The sequence below is a fragment of the Synechococcus sp. CS-1328 genome (genome assembly GCF_025128095.1).
Lineage (GTDB): Bacteria > Cyanobacteriota > Cyanobacteriia > PCC-6307 > Cyanobiaceae > CBW1002.
Genome location: NZ_JAHLYT010000068.1, coordinates 14,500 through 28,132, shown reverse-complemented (window position 1 = coordinate 28,132; position 13,633 = coordinate 14,500). Strand labels below are relative to the sequence as shown.

Genomic DNA, 13,633 nt, shown 5'->3' with positions numbered 1-13,633 from the left:
CTGTCGCTAAAGTTGAAACCGTTGCTGAGATGCTGGCTCATTGATTCGCCACCTGCTGCCCCTCATCTGCATCTCAACAGCACTGCTGGCATCGGCGGTCCCAGCACAAGCGATCGTCTACGTCTTCAACAGCGCACAGGTGAGCTATACAAGTACCAGCGGTTTTCTCTCTGGTTGCAATCCTTTCGGCGGATTCTTAGGCCTAATTGGAAGCCCCTGCACAGGTACAGCGACAATTACAGGGCAGTTTGACATCAGCAGCGGCAGCATCGCCAGCTCCTCTGTGTTCTTCAATGCAACCGGTGGAGACACGGCTGATTTCACGTTCACCAACGTCGGCACCTACACACCTGCTGCCAATCTTCTGACGTTCAGCACTGGCAGTGTCTCGCTGAATCTCAGTTTGGCGGGGGCTATCACCGAAACCCCCTTTCAAACCATCGCTTTGTCAACACCTGGAAACTACACCAACCCCGCCAACTCAGGGTTGAGTCCCGATCTGAGAACGTTCACCTCCGTTTCTGGTTCCATTCGCGCCGTGCCTTCCCCCTTCTTGGCGCTCCTGCTGCTGCCCATCGGCTCACTGGCACTGCTTCGCCGTCGGGTGCTCACTCGGCTCGCTACGAAATGAACGGCAGTCGTCGTCGAATTCTGCACCGTTGGCTACGGACTTTCGAGCCTCTGCCCCACCACCACCGCCGGGTTGCCGCGCAGGATGGCGCCGGATGGCACATCACCGCTCACCACAGCCCCAAGACAGATCACGGCGCCAGGGGAAACCACCGTGCCGGGCGCCAGCACCGCCCGGGCTGCTATCCACGCGTCTGAACCAACGGAGATTGGCCCCAGACGCTGCTCGAAACCGGGGGAGCGGAAGTCGTGGTTGCCGGTGCAGAGGTAGGCGCCCTGCGACACGCACACCCGATCGCTAAGCGTCACCATGGCCAGGTTGTCCAGCCAGGCGTCCTCCCCTAGCCAGCAATGCTGCCCCACGCTCAGCCGCCATGGGAAGGTGACCCGCAGGCCGGGCTTAAGACGGCAACCGTTGCCGATCCGTGCGCCGAACAGCCGCAACAGGGCTACTCGCCAGGCGGATCCCGGCAGGCAGCGGGCGGCGAGCAGGGGAGCACCACCGCAGAACCAGAGGGTCTGAACCAGCCAGGGCCGCCCCGGAGACCACCCGGGCGGGGTGCGGTAGGCGGCAAGGTTCTGGCGCAGTGGGGTCGCGGTGATCTGATCAGCCATCACAGGGGCTTCCATCCGGCCATCAGCATCGACTTCCACATCCCAGGCAGACGCCCTGCCCCTCTGCAGTGCAGATCCTGGAAGCCAGCCTCTTGCAAGAGCTGGGAGAGGCTGCGGCGGCTCCAGAACTTGATGTGGCCACCCTCCCAGAGCGCTGTGAAATGGGCATCCAAGCGCCCACTGGCCGCGAGGGTCAGATTCTTGAGGTAGCCGTGGTAGGGCGTGGAGCAGATCAGCTGTCCCCCGGGTCTCAAGGCCTCAAAGGCCGCTGTGGCCCAGTCTCGAGGTGAGAAGCAGTGCTTCACAACCTCGGTGCTGATCACCACGTCAAAAGGTGGAAGGGAGAGAGCTTTCAGCTCCTCGGCGCTGGCAACCGCCTGGTGAAAGGTGATCGTTGGGTGGCGACGCTGGGCCACGGCAATGCCGCTTGGGCTTGGATCGACTCCCACCACCCGATAGCCGCGCTGGTGGAGCAGATCACAGAGCGCTCCATTGCCACAGCCCAGGTCGAGCACGCGGCTCCCAGAACCTGGCCCCAGCTCAAGGAAGCACAGCAATGGCCTGATCAGATAGGCCTGAGTATGGGGAACTCCATCACCCCAGCCGTAGTCCAGCATGCGCGCTTCGGCACCCCGCTCAGCCATCTTGGCGGGCCTCCCAGAGTATCAGGCTGAACAGGAGTTCCACGTAGGTGCGCTGGAAGGCATAGAACCAGCCACGCCAGCCGTCCAGCAGGCCGCGATGCCACACCAGGCAGAGCAGCAGCACGGCAAAGGGGGCAATCAGGTGGCGCTTGCGTAGGCGATCAGCACGGGAGAGCTGCTGTTGGGGGGTGCTGAGCAGTTTCTGTACCTCCAGATGTAGATATCGCCGCTGGGAATCCAGCCAGCGGTCGAGTGGTTTGCGGTCGTCATGGAGCACCGGCTCGTGTAGAGCGATCACATGGCCTTGGGGCACGAAGCGGTGAGCGTGGCCATCGTCCACGTAGGTGCCACTTGCCGGGCGCATCAGGTTGATGCGAGGCGGCAGGAGCGAACTGCGGAGCGGGCGTCCGTAAACCAGATAGCGAAAGGGCGTACGCACCGCATCCACTTCGGGCTCAACGTCCGCGATCAGGTGCGCCAGTTCGATACGGAAGGCGGCAGTGATGCCGTGATCGGCATCGAGGCTGAGACACCAGGGGGTGTTGATCAGGCCCAGTCCGAAGTTGGCCTGACGCGCAAAGCTGTCAAAGGCGCGCGTCACCACCTCGACCTGAGGGAAGTCTGCCAGGATCGTCAATGTGGCATCGGTACTGCCGCTGTCGACCACCACGATGCGTTGAGCCCAGCGCAGGCCTTCGAGAGTGCGGCCGATGTTGGCTTCCTCGTTGAACGTGAGGATCAGCGGAGTGATCTGATCGAGGGGGTCAGGCATCAGTCGATCAGCCCGGGGTAGACGGCAGCCAGGTGGGCGCGGAAGCGATGACGTGCTGCTGCTGGATTGGCGTTATCAGCGATCCAGGCCAGGGCCCCTTCGCTGAGTCTCTGACGCCGTTCAGGGTGGCCGCAGATGGCGGCGATGGCTTCCGCCAGAGCCGCTGGCTCGTGGCAGACCAGGGCGCCGGTTCTGCCTGGCAGCACGAAATCCTCCGGGCCGCCGCAGCGGGTGCTCACCACCGGCACACCACAGGCCATCGCCTCCACGGCGGCAATGCAGAGGCCCTCCTGGTGGGAGGGGATCACGAAGAGGTCCCAGCGGCGCAGCACCGACGCCAGTTGATCGCGGCTCTGGTAGGGGTAGCAGTGCACCCGATCGGCGATGCCGCGGGCTGCCAGCGCCGGGTGCAGGAAGGTGGCATCGTCCTCGCCGGTGAGCTCCAGCTGCACCGGCTGGCCCTGCCGGCTGAGCAGGGCCACGGCATCGAGCAGCAAGGGGAGCTGCTTGCGGGGATCGCCGTAGCGGCCCGCGAAGCCGATGCGCCAGGGCACCCGGGCGGCCGGATCGGGCCGGAACAGGGTCGGGTCGGGGGGCAGCAGCAGCACTCCGGCCGGTGCCCGTCCCGCGAGGGCCTCCAGGGCGGCAGCGGTGTGGCGGCTGATCGTGAGGATGCGACCCTGGGGGGCCCGCAGCACTCGCCTCTCCATCGCCCGCAGCACCGGCCCGTTCACGGCGGCATCGAGCAGGCGCCGGGGCCAGGGGAAGCGCCGCACCCGGTCAACGCGGTCGTCGTGCCAGGGGGTGCCGATCCAGGCGAGGAACGGCACACCGAACGGCAGGAAGCGGTGGGCGCAGAGGGGATTGCCGGTGACGGCCAGGTGCAGATCGGCGCCGGCGATCAGCTTCTGCCAGTGGTGACCGGGCAGGTAGTGGGTGAATTCGAGCTCCGGCAGCCAGCAGCCGATGCCCGCACCCGGAACGCCGTTCCAGGGCCTGCGATCCACAGCCCCGGGGCGTGCGCCACTGAGCACGCGGTGCAGCGGCACGGACAGCCGGTGGGCGCGACTCCAGGGCTCGTACCAGGCCACCAGACTGGAGATTCCGATTCTAGCCAGCTCACTTACCACCCAGCGGGTCTTGGCAGGCACGCCGCCGCTGAAAGGCTGGATGGTGCTGATCAGGGCCCGGGGGGTGCTCACGTGGCGGTGCCTATCTGGGTGGCCCCGCCGCCACGGCTGCCACCGGTGGCGTCTCAGAGCGCGCGTTCTGCCGGGCTGTCTCCTGGCCGAGCAAGCAGGGCACGGCAAAGACGGTGCCGATGCTGAGACCGCTGAGAAGCAGCACGAAGGGATCGCCGTACACGCCGGCGGCGGCCGCAAAGAAGGGAATCTGGGCGAGGGTGAATGACAGCAGTCCCAGTTCCAGAGTGGCTGTGGTAGTTGCCAGCAGGCGAATCAGAGCGAGATTTCGCACCAAGGCGCGCACCAGTTGAATCGCCAAGGGCACAAGGATCAGCAGACCTGGGATGCCCAGCTCGGCGGCCAGCTTGCCTCCGCCACTCTCCATCACGAAGGCGGATTGTCCTCCCTCCGCAGCCCCAAGCTGCAGGTCGCCGGTCTGGGCGAGGCTGCCAGCGCCGAGCCCGAGGACACCGGAGATCTGCAGCCCACTCAGGAAGCCACGTACACCGAGAACGTTGAACCGCTCCAACAGATCATTCTGGGCGGTAGCGGCACGGCTGATGTACTCACCGAAATCATCGCCAAGGATGGTGTCCGGCAAAAGGACCATCAGCACTAGGGCAAGACTGCCTGCAGAAATGAAGGTGGCGAGCAGGCGTCCGGCGGAGCGGCCGGGGGCGTTGCGGGCCAGCAGCCACACGAACACGGCTGCGAACACCACCACGTACACGATCCCTTTGCGGCGCCCGGTGGTGAGAGAGAGCAGGGAAAAGGCACCGGACAGCAGCAGCCAGCCGAAGCGCGACCTGTGCCGGCCGGCTGAGGCGGCCATCACGATGGCCAGGGCGGCCGAGGCGCTCAGGTGCCACGACGCGAGCTCACTGGTGCGCCAAAGGCCGCTGGATCCGAACACGAAGAAGCCGGGGCGGAAGTCGATGCGAATGCCACCGCCCACCTCCTGAAACAGGGGGATGTCCACCCCCTGGTAGTCGAGAAACACGGTGCCGGCCACCACGGCCGAGCACAGCAGGTACACCTGCAGCAGGCGGCGCAGAAAGAGTTGCTGCAGGCCGAGCTGGAAACCAACCCACAGTCCCAGCAGAGGCGCCAGGTAGAAGCCCACACCGATCAGGGTGCGCAGCGGCACGCCCGTGCGCACCAGAGCGTTCGCCGCCTGCAGGGCGACCAGCAGCACGAACAGGGGCACCCAGCGGTTGAGGGCAGGAGCTGGCCAGAACATCTCCTTCAGCTGCAGCTGCCCGCGGCGCTTCTGCAGCAGCACCACGGCGGTGGCGAGAAAAGCGATCAGCACCAGACCCACATAGAGGCCGGGCTGGCCGGGCGTGAGCTTGCGGATCGGATCCTGCAGGAAACCGATCACCAGCGTGAGCAGCAGGCCGCCGCGCCAGTCGCCGCCGAGCAACACGAGGGCCAGCAGCGTGAACAGAACCAGCGGCAGCAGCAGCGTCAACGGATCAGGGCGGCGTAGATGTGCTCCAGGCGCTCGGCGATGCCGGCCCAGCCGTAGTGGCTGAGGGCAAGGCTACGGGCGGAAGCCCGCATCGGCTCGTCCGGCCCGGCCAGCGCGGCTTCCAGGACGGCCGCCAGCTCGGCAGGGGCGGAGGGGCAGATCATGCCGGCGCCGGCTTGCCTTACGGCCGGGGCCACCGCCACCTCGGGGCTCAAGATCACTGGAGTGCCCGCAGCGAGGGCTTCGACGGCGGCGATGCCGAAGTTTTCGGACGCCGAAGGCAGCACGAACCAATGGGCCTGGCGGAGGGCCTGCCACTTCGCCTCGCCCTCCAGAAAGCCGAGCCAGCGGCAGCGATCGGCGAGCCCCAGTTGCCGGGCAAGGTCCCGCAGGCCGGCCACGTAGGCAGGATCTCCAGCCCCGGCGATGCGCAACTCCCAGGCGGCCGAGGGCTGGCGGCGCTGCAGAAGGGAGAGGGCGTCGAGCAGCTGCTCCAGCTGCTTCTTGGCATGGAGTCGAGACAGAAAGAGAAACACGGTGGGGGGTGGCGCAAGCTGAGGCACGGCGGCAAGGGCTGCTGGGGCCTCCACACCCAGCGGCAGCACGAAGGAGGGAGTGACCAGGCCAAGGGCCGCGGCTTCATCCCGCTCCGCATCGCTGGTGAAGTGCAGCGCGACTGCTCCTTCAAGGTTGCGGCGCTCGATCAGCCCCATCAGCAGGCGCTTGCGGCCGGGGCTGCGGCGCAGGCTCCAGTGGTTGAGCTGGCCGATGGGGCGCAACAGGTAGGGCACCTGCGCAAGGCGGGCCTGGGCCATGGCGGTGGTGGACGGCCAGGAGAAGAGCGCGTGCACATGCAACAACGCGAAGTCGCCGAGATGGCTGGCCAGCCAGCGGTTGAGGCCGGGAGTGATCGCGAATTCCCGCAGCGGCCGCAGCGGCGGGCTCCAGCGGGGAAAGACCAGCACCGGCACACCCTGCCGCTCACACCAATCGCCCAGGAGAAGGGAGGAATCGACGCCAGGCCCGTTGTCGTTGCTGGTGAGGATGGCCGCATCAACGCCGCGGCGGCGCAGGGCCGCGACCATCGCCAGCACCGCCGCTGACGGGCCACCCCGCAGCGGGCTGATCGAGGGAATCACATGGAGTACTCGGCCCAGGGACACGTCAGATGTTCATGTCCAGCAGATGAAACGCCGGTGCGGTGCGAAGCCTTCGGCGGGCCCAGCGGAGATCGCGGATCCAGAGTTGGTTCGCGCAGGAAGACGACTGCCAGGACTGAAGATGGCGCGACCAGGGGTCATAGTCGCAGGGGATGAAGCGCAGCTCACGCATCATTGCCGAAACTTCCTGGGATCGATTCTCCAGTAACAGGGCCCGCACCGCCGGGCCGGCAAGGGCCGCGATGCCGCCGCGAAGCACCTCAGCTTCGAATCCTTCAACGTCGACCTTCCAACAAAACGCACGGGCGGAGTCCGGCAGCGAGTCGACAGTCACCATCGGCACGATCGTGGCCAGGCCTGGGTAGTCGCCCGTCACCACCCGATTCATCGGGCCCTGATCAGCGCTGAAATTCACCCGTGTGGAAGCGGAACCGACACAGGCATTCACGGTGGTGACCTGATGATAAATCTGATTGATGGCCACATTGGCTCGCAAGAACCGAAGAGCGTGCGGATTGGGCTCACAGGCGATGCAGCGGGCGCCAACAACCGCGGCAGTAATCACCGTATAGGAACCCACGTTGCTCCCGATGTCGAGCATCAGGTCATCCGGCCTCAGGAGGTGTAGAACGAAAGCCATATCGGGCCATTCATGCAGACCGGCATACAGGTTTCCGGTGGCGCCGTGCATGGTTCGTTCATGTACAAGTGAAGCACCATTCACCCAACGCAATGCATACGGCTCTGTGGTGAAGAAACACCGGACCTGCCACCACAGCCATCGCCTCAGTGCCGCAATTCTGTTTCTGCTTGCCAGGGGATGATTCCAGATCCAGCGGAGAGTGGTGGTCAGCATCCGTTCAACCCAGGACAAGGCCGAGATGCCGGCTCAGCCAGTAGCGCAGCACGATCAGCGCCCAGCGGCGGGCCCAAGGGCGGAGGTCCATGTCGGCGGGAGTGCTGGGAAGGACGAGTGTCCCCTGGCCTGGCCGCAGGGGTGACCCGGTCTGCTCGAACCAGCTCTGGAAGGGAAACGCGAAGCCTCGCTTGCGTTCCAGGGAGACCGCCTGCAGCAGCTCCGGCACGGCGCGCTGCAGCAGCCCCTTGCCAGGCGCCAGGCGCTGAAGGGCGGGGATGGTGCTGAGCTCTCCAAGTAGCTGGGCATCCACCAGGGGCAGGCGCAGCTCCAGGCCATGGGCCATGGAATAGGTGTCACTATCGCGCAGGAGCTGGGGGCCCATGTAGCGGCTGCTCTCCAGCCAGGCGATCTGGTCGGCCAGGGTGGGGCAGGCGCCAGCCGGCAGCACATCCAAGTCCGCCGGAGGCGGAGCGAACACATGAGCCGGTGTGTCGATCTGCCAGTGCTGCAGCAGCAGCCGCACCTCATCCTGGGCAAACAGCCCCCGCTGGCAGCGATGGGCGGCCTCGACATTGCCCGGGCCGGACAGATAGGCCGCCAGCCGGCGGGCCCTGTGCGTGCGGCGACGGGACAGCAGTCGGGCCACAGAAGACCGGCCTGGGCCCAGGGCGCGATGCAGGCGCAGGAGGCGGGGGATGGCACGGAAGCTGGGGTAGCCGCCGAACAGCTCATCGCCGCCTAGGCCGCTGAGCACCACCTTCAGCCCTTCGGCCCGAGCCAGGGCCGACACGCAATAGGTGTTGAAGCCATCCACCGACGGCTGATCAATGGCCGCCAGAAAGCCTGGCAGCAACTCTGCGGCGGCGGCCGCATCAAGCTGCAGAGGCACATGGCGGGCACCAAAGTATTGGGCCAACTGCGCCGCCCGCGGGGATTCATCGAAGCCCTGCTGCTCGAAACCGATCGAGAGAGTGGTGAGCGCAGGCGGGGCAAGGGCGAGCAGAGCGCCAGAATCCAGGCCACCGGAGAGAAACAGGCCCACAGGCACATCGCTGATCAGATGGGCCTGCACGGAATTCTCCAAGGCCTGGCGCGTTCGCTGCGCCGCGTCGCCCTCCGGCACCGGCAAGCCAACGGAAACGGGTGCGTAGTTCGGCCGCCACTGCCGCCGCTGGGTCCAATGGCCGTTCTGCCAGGTGCCACTGTGGCCGGGGGGGAGGCTGCGCACACCGGCCACTAGGGTGAGCGGTTCAGGCACGCTGCCCGTCTCCAGGAAGCCAGCCAGAGCCTGGGAATCGAGGCGCTGCTCGATCAAGCCGCTGGCCAGCAGTGCGCGCACCTCCGAGGCGAACAGCAGATCACCCTCCGGGCCGTGCCAGAGGTAGAGTGGCTTGATGCCGTAGGGATCACGAGCCATCAGGGCGCTGCGGTGTTGGCGATCCCAGAGGCAGAAGGCATACATGCCGCGCAGCCGGAGCAGGGCGGCCTCACCTTGGCGAGCAAGCAGCTCCAGCAGCACCTCTGTGTCGCTGCTGGAGCGGAAATGGTGTCCCTCGGCTTCCAGCTCAGAGCGCAGTGCATGCTGGTTGTAGATCTCGCCGTTGAACACCAGCACGCAGCGGCCGCAAGCCGAGACCATCGGCTGATGGCCGGCGGAGGAGAGATCCTGGATGGCCAGACGGCTGTGTAGCAGAAGGGCAAATGGGCCTACTGAGGAATGCTCCTGCCAACAGCCAGTTGCATCAGGGCCGCGTTGCGCTATGGCGTCCTGAAGATCTTGCGCATGCCTGGGCAGATCTGCCGGGGCATGAGAGGCCGACGGTCCCAACCACCCGGCAATCCCGCACATCAAGCCGACGGGGTAAGGTCAATCACACTGCGGTTTCCCTTACGGTATTGCGCCCAACAGAAAACGTTGCTAGTTGACGAGCCAATAAGTAGGCGAGAATTCACGAGTATTTCCAGCTCCTGTAAAAACTCAATTGTAGCCTGAAATCGAGCGGAAGGCGGCAACAAGTTAAACGACCTCTGGCAATAGCCTTTTCTCTGTCGGCAAGGGCTAGAGATTATGGTCGCCGAGCCGCACTGTCGACGTAACTCCTCCACGGCCTGCTGGTCATCAGTGGCAACATAAATAGGCAAACCGGAATGGACCTCGGGCGGAAGCCCTTCGACAAAGTCTGCAATCGGGCAGAGGGGTGCTTCTGATATCTTGTCACCCCTTCGGATGTGAAGTGAAATATAGTCATCGCCGAGGGTGCGGCTCAGCCGAGCTGTATAGTCGTTGACGGCTTTTGTTGTATCACGATTGTAGACGAAAAGACTTTCAATGATGACTTCTTGGGCGGTCCACCAATCGCAATCTGACTGAAGAAAATTCCGCAGGGCATTATAAGAGGCGGATGAGGGTGTCTTTGGGGGGTTGAATGAATACATCATATTGCCTACGGCGCCTTTGAGGATCGCGTTGGCGGCTAGGCGTTTTACTGGGAATCTGCGCGAAAGGCCATAGGCTGGCTTGTTAAGAAATGACAGTATGGGGCTTTTTACGACTTCAAACAGTGGCAAGAAGTAGTCTTCAAAGCCATGCTCAACGCAATAGCCTTGTGGTCTACTCACCGATCCAAGCTTAAACTGAAGGCCAGATGCGAAACAGGCGTTTAGTAGCTTAAGCATGCCGATCATCTCCGCGCAAAAGCCTCCCCCGTTTCCTAGTTGCCAGACGAACGAATGACCATAGGATGAGTTAATGGTCAAATATCGCTCCCTTAGGTTTGTGAGGGCTTGTTCGGGCAGCATTTCAGAGGGCAGAGAGGCTTTGGCTAAATTCGGTCGAGCAGGCACCCACGGGAGTGGGGTATTAAAATGAACACATTATCAAAAGCCAACTGGCAAATCTTATCGATTCTACTCTTGAGTTTGAGATTTTCTCCATTGGTTTGTCAGAAAAGTGCCACTTGAGCACACTGGTCTTTTCGTAGCTGCTCAGCAGCAGGTTGCGCAGCCAAGTGTGCTCAAGGTGGCACTGTTTCCTGATCAGTCGGAATCAGCTCGTGGAGTGTGCTCCTGCATGGTGGCTGCCATCACCAGCCACCCCGGAAGGGATGAAATCTTGGCTCATGGCCTCTCCGATACAGTCTATGAGCCGAAACACAACTAGTGGATAGTCCTGCATCTGCAGCTTGGGAAAGAAGTGGACTCGCAAGGCCTCAATGATCTAGACGCTCCACACCTCTTTCTCGAGTTGGTGACGATCGATCGGGATTGCCATTCCATAAGCAGACTCTAGACTGGTTGCGGCGTTAGGGCTTGATCAGGCCGATCGGCACTTGCCAGGGTCTGATCGCCTCCATTTCTGCCAGAAATGACTGACCTGCAGGTGCCCGTTGTCGGTGGCCTGCCGTTCGTCCGAACTCTTGGACTCTGAGTCACTGATGAAATCCATCCTGGCCTGTGTTCACTGGGAGGTTTTCCCAAGAACTGCCTGTAACCCAGTGGTGCCTGAAAGTGATTCGGCTAGGCGGAACGCTGCCTTCCAGCCAACCGCTCGAGCCAGTTGCCGGTAAAGGAAAAGATCAAGTCCGCGTCGCTGCCCTTCACGGGTGATCTTCAAAGCCTGGCTGATTAAAGATTCGGCCCACCCATCCAGTCCGCCGGCTCCACATTGGCGTGCCAAGAGAAATTGGGAGCGAGCATATGTCTGCATTTCAGGAGAAGAGTAAGCAAGCCCGTAACGGACCGCATGGCCAAGGATTAGGGTTTTGGCCCTTGCCCGTTGCTCAAGCCGTTGGGGGTCCAGCGGATCGACCTCACGGCTTAAGCGGACACCATCATGATCTCGATGCTCGGAAACAATCTGATTGCACCACACCAGCTGACCACCAAGTGCTGCAATTCGGCAGTCGTACTCCCAGTCCTCTTCGAGGCACAGATCTGTCCACGGACCAGCTTGATCGCAGATGCTGCGGCGGTAGAGCGGGGTAGCTGTTTCCCACCAGCGTTCCAGTAAAAAGCGGGGAAACATGCAAGGGATTGGGATCCCTGTGGCTTTTAATGGTTCTGGATGAAGAACGTTGGAAGCATCGCGATACAATGTGATTCCATAGGCTACATCGGCTCCGGCCTGTTGACGAAGAGCAGTGACCTGGATCTTGAACTTGTTGGGTAACAGCACATCGTCGCTATCAAGATATTGGATGTACTCGCCACGAGCCGCCTGCCGACCAGTTTCGCGTGCCAACCCCGGCCCGCCATTGGGCCGTGAGAAGATCCGAATTTCCTCAGGATAAGCGGCCTGCAACTGATTAGCAATCGCAGCAGTATCCATGTCATTGCTACCATCGTCGATAACCAGAATCTCTATCGGCCTGTAGTTTTGAGCCAGAACACTTGCCACAGCCTGCTGAAGCTGAACTGGCCGGTTGTGCACAGGGATGATCGTGCTGACCAGATCCGGAATCATCTGCTTTGGGCTGGCTGCAAGTAGAGAGGTGCCCACAATTCCAGCAGTAACAGCTTCCAGGCCAGGTTTCGGTAGATGGAGAGGGGCAAGGGCCAGGGCTCACCCTGAATCCCCCGCTTCAGATATGCCTCCATTGCTGGTCGCAGTCCAAGTCTCTCGGTGAGATTTCCGCGCTGCAGCAGATGCTCCGCGGTGAACCGCCGCAGCGAGGCATCACGATCCAGCCAATCGGTGGGAAGGGGAGCTCCAAATTTGTGGCGCCTGGTGATCCTGGGAGGAAGCAGGTTGCTGCGCTTTGCAATCGCCTGCAGGAGCTGCTTTTTCTGGGAGGGCAACTGGATGGGAGGTAAAGGGCTTGCGTAGGCAATATCAGCGATCCGGGGATCGAGATAGGGGCAACGAGCCTCGATGCTCTCGGCCATGCTGGCTTTGTCCACCTTCATGACGTAGTTGGCGGGGAGCTGCCGTCGGCTCTCGAAGAGGCGGATGGCGTGCATCGAATCCCCTCCGGCATCGCGACTGAAGCCACGCATCGTTTCCAGAAAAGTTCCGAAATTGCTGCCATAACGACGGCCTACATACCTGCGATAGAGGCTGAAGAGCGCACGCAACCCGAGGCGTTTGGGAAGATTCAGAAAGACATCGTAGCCACCGAATAACTCATCGGCACCTTCACCCACCAACACAACCTTGAGGCCCAACTCCCGGCAACGGCGATACAGCAGCCGCGTGCTGATGGTCCCCAGATCGGAAAAGAGATCATCGAACACCCACGCACCAGATTCGATTTCAGCACGCACCTCATTGATTGAGATGGTGCAGCTATAATGATTTGATCCAATGTGATTAGCTACAATTTCGGCCTCTGCTCGTTCATCAATGCTTGAGTTCTCGAACCCCATGGTGATCGTGGTGAGCTCTCCTCGGCGAGCAGCGAGTGCAGCGATCAGGCTGGAATCGAGCCCACCGGAAAGGAGCAGCCCCACGGGCACATCGGCAACGAGGTGTTCAGCCACTACCTGTTCGAGTGTGTTCCCCAGCTTCTTGGAGATTGCCTCGATACCCTTGGAAGACGATGATGGTCTTGGTGGGTGATACCAGAAGGTCTGCTCACGGATGGCCACCTCCTGGTTTCCAGTGGGGCCTAGGCTCAGGCGCTCGCCTGGCCCAAGCCTCTGAACTTGCGCGAGGATGGTGCGTGACGTTTCAATAATGTAACCGAATTCAAGATACTGCTGCAGCCCTCGCTCATCAAGGTCTCTTTGGAATCCCGGTAAATGGAGCAGGGCTTTGAGCTCAGAAGCAAAACCGAATCCCCCTCGGAACCGGGTTAGGTAGAGAGGCTTCATACCCATGGCATCACGGGCCAGATGGAGCAAGCCTGAGCGTGGATCCCAAATGGCAAAGGCAAACATTCCTGCCAGGCGCGGCAGAGCATCAAGGCCCCACTCCAGGTAGGAGCGCAGCAACACTTCGGTGTCTCCGCTGCTGTTGAAGTGATGGCTGCAGGCTCTGAGCTCGCGACGCAGTGCGGAGTAGTTGTAAATCTCGCCGTTGAAGCTAAGGGCCACTCCAGTACCCTCATCCACAAGTGGCTGATGGGACGTCTGCGATAGATCCAGGATGCTGAGGCGCCTGTGGGCTAGGGCTACACCCTTCGCACTGTCTGTAATCTGACCCTGGTCGTCGGGCCCGCGATGCGCCAAGGCATCGGCCATGGCCTCCAGCACCCTCATATCAGGAACTGCCTGAGGGGGCACGATCCAACCTGCTATCCCACACATGCTGCGATCACCGTTGGGAGCAGTCCACTTTTATGGGATCAACATCTGGCAA

12 protein-coding genes are annotated in these 13,633 nt (G+C 62.3%); 1 reads left to right on the top strand and 11 read right to left on the bottom strand.

The genetic code is table 11. The features are described from left to right. Window positions 1-40: 40 nt before the first annotated feature. Window positions 41-631 carry a hypothetical protein gene (locus KQ310_RS12385; RefSeq protein ID WP_259722043.1) on the top strand — a complete coding sequence of 197 codons (591 nt, stop codon included), beginning with the start codon at window positions 41-43 and terminating at the stop codon, window positions 629-631. A 32-nt stretch (window positions 632-663) separates the two neighbouring features. Here KQ310_RS12385 and KQ310_RS12380 read toward each other — a convergent pair whose 3' ends face one another. The 11 genes from KQ310_RS12380 to asnB (KQ310_RS12330) form a co-directional block, all read right to left on the bottom strand. After that, a complete protein-coding gene (locus tag KQ310_RS12380) occupies window positions 664-1,245 on the bottom strand; it encodes a WcaF family extracellular polysaccharide biosynthesis acetyltransferase (protein WP_259722042.1) in 582 nt (193 codons plus the stop codon). Then, the gene (locus tag KQ310_RS12375) at window positions 1,245-1,889 is read right to left on the bottom strand and encodes a bifunctional 2-polyprenyl-6-hydroxyphenol methylase/3-demethylubiquinol 3-O-methyltransferase UbiG (protein WP_259722041.1); all 645 of its coding nucleotides are present in this window, start codon (window positions 1,887-1,889) and stop codon (window positions 1,245-1,247) included. Before KQ310_RS12375 ends, KQ310_RS12380 begins: the two co-directional genes overlap by 1 nt. Beyond that, on the bottom strand, window positions 1,882-2,661 hold the full coding sequence (locus tag KQ310_RS12370) for a glycosyltransferase family 2 protein (protein ID WP_259722040.1): 780 nt from the start codon (window positions 2,659-2,661) through the stop codon (window positions 1,882-1,884). Before KQ310_RS12370 ends, KQ310_RS12375 begins: the two co-directional genes overlap by 8 nt. Further along, the gene (locus tag KQ310_RS12365; protein ID WP_259722039.1) at window positions 2,661-3,863 is read right to left on the bottom strand and encodes a glycosyltransferase family 4 protein; all 1,203 of its coding nucleotides are present in this window, start codon (window positions 3,861-3,863) and stop codon (window positions 2,661-2,663) included. The genes KQ310_RS12370 and KQ310_RS12365 overlap by 1 nt, the downstream gene beginning before the upstream one ends. A gap of 10 nt (window positions 3,864-3,873) precedes the next feature. Beyond that, window positions 3,874-5,316 carry a hypothetical protein gene (locus tag KQ310_RS12360; RefSeq protein WP_259722038.1) on the bottom strand — a complete coding sequence of 481 codons (1,443 nt, stop codon included), beginning with the start codon at window positions 5,314-5,316 and terminating at the stop codon, window positions 3,874-3,876. After that, window positions 5,313-6,479, bottom strand: coding sequence for a glycosyltransferase (locus KQ310_RS12355; RefSeq protein WP_259722037.1), 1,167 nt, complete (start codon window positions 6,477-6,479; stop codon window positions 5,313-5,315). Before KQ310_RS12355 ends, KQ310_RS12360 begins: the two co-directional genes overlap by 4 nt. A gap of 1 nt (window position 6,480) precedes the next feature. After that, a complete protein-coding gene (locus KQ310_RS12350; protein WP_259722036.1) occupies window positions 6,481-7,167 on the bottom strand; it encodes an FkbM family methyltransferase in 687 nt (228 codons plus the stop codon). 169 nt (window positions 7,168-7,336) lie between these two features. Next, window positions 7,337-9,184 (bottom strand): asparagine synthase (glutamine-hydrolyzing), encoded by a 1,848-nt coding sequence (asnB, locus tag KQ310_RS12345; protein ID WP_259722035.1) that lies wholly within the window; start codon window positions 9,182-9,184, stop codon window positions 7,337-7,339. Next, on the bottom strand, window positions 9,184-10,134 hold the full coding sequence (locus KQ310_RS12340) for a hypothetical protein (protein ID WP_259722034.1): 951 nt from the start codon (window positions 10,132-10,134) through the stop codon (window positions 9,184-9,186). Before KQ310_RS12340 ends, asnB (KQ310_RS12345) begins: the two co-directional genes overlap by 1 nt. 658 nt (window positions 10,135-10,792) lie before the next feature. After that, window positions 10,793-11,797: a glycosyltransferase family A protein gene (locus tag KQ310_RS12335; protein ID WP_259722033.1), complete on the bottom strand. Its 1,005-nt coding sequence runs from the start codon at window positions 11,795-11,797 to the stop codon at window positions 10,793-10,795. Next, window positions 11,794-13,581, bottom strand: a complete 1,788-nt coding sequence (asnB, locus tag KQ310_RS12330; RefSeq protein ID WP_259722032.1) for an asparagine synthase (glutamine-hydrolyzing) — start codon at window positions 13,579-13,581, stop codon at window positions 11,794-11,796. Before asnB (KQ310_RS12330) ends, KQ310_RS12335 begins: the two co-directional genes overlap by 4 nt. Window positions 13,582-13,633: the final 52 nt, after the last annotated feature.

Excerpts from the sequence above, each read along its gene's own strand:
- KQ310_RS12340 (WP_259722034.1), bottom strand. The coding sequence starts at position 10,134 with ATGCTGCCCGAACAAGCCCTCACAAACCTAAGGGAGCGATATTTGACC.
- KQ310_RS12375 (WP_259722041.1), bottom strand. The coding sequence starts at position 1,889 with ATGGCTGAGCGGGGTGCCGAAGCGCGCATGCTGGACTACGGCTGGGGT.
- asnB (WP_259722032.1), bottom strand. The coding sequence starts at position 13,581 with ATGTGTGGGATAGCAGGTTGGATCGTGCCCCCTCAGGCAGTTCCTGAT.
- KQ310_RS12380 (WP_259722042.1), bottom strand. The coding sequence starts at position 1,245 with ATGGCTGATCAGATCACCGCGACCCCACTGCGCCAGAACCTTGCCGCC.
- KQ310_RS12335 (WP_259722033.1), bottom strand. The coding sequence starts at position 11,797 with ATGATTCCGGATCTGGTCAGCACGATCATCCCTGTGCACAACCGGCCA.
- asnB (WP_259722035.1), bottom strand. The coding sequence starts at position 9,184 with ATGTGCGGGATTGCCGGGTGGTTGGGACCGTCGGCCTCTCATGCCCCG.
- KQ310_RS12350 (WP_259722036.1), bottom strand. The coding sequence starts at position 7,167 with ATGCACGGCGCCACCGGAAACCTGTATGCCGGTCTGCATGAATGGCCC.
- KQ310_RS12370 (WP_259722040.1), bottom strand. The coding sequence starts at position 2,661 with ATGCCTGACCCCCTCGATCAGATCACTCCGCTGATCCTCACGTTCAAC.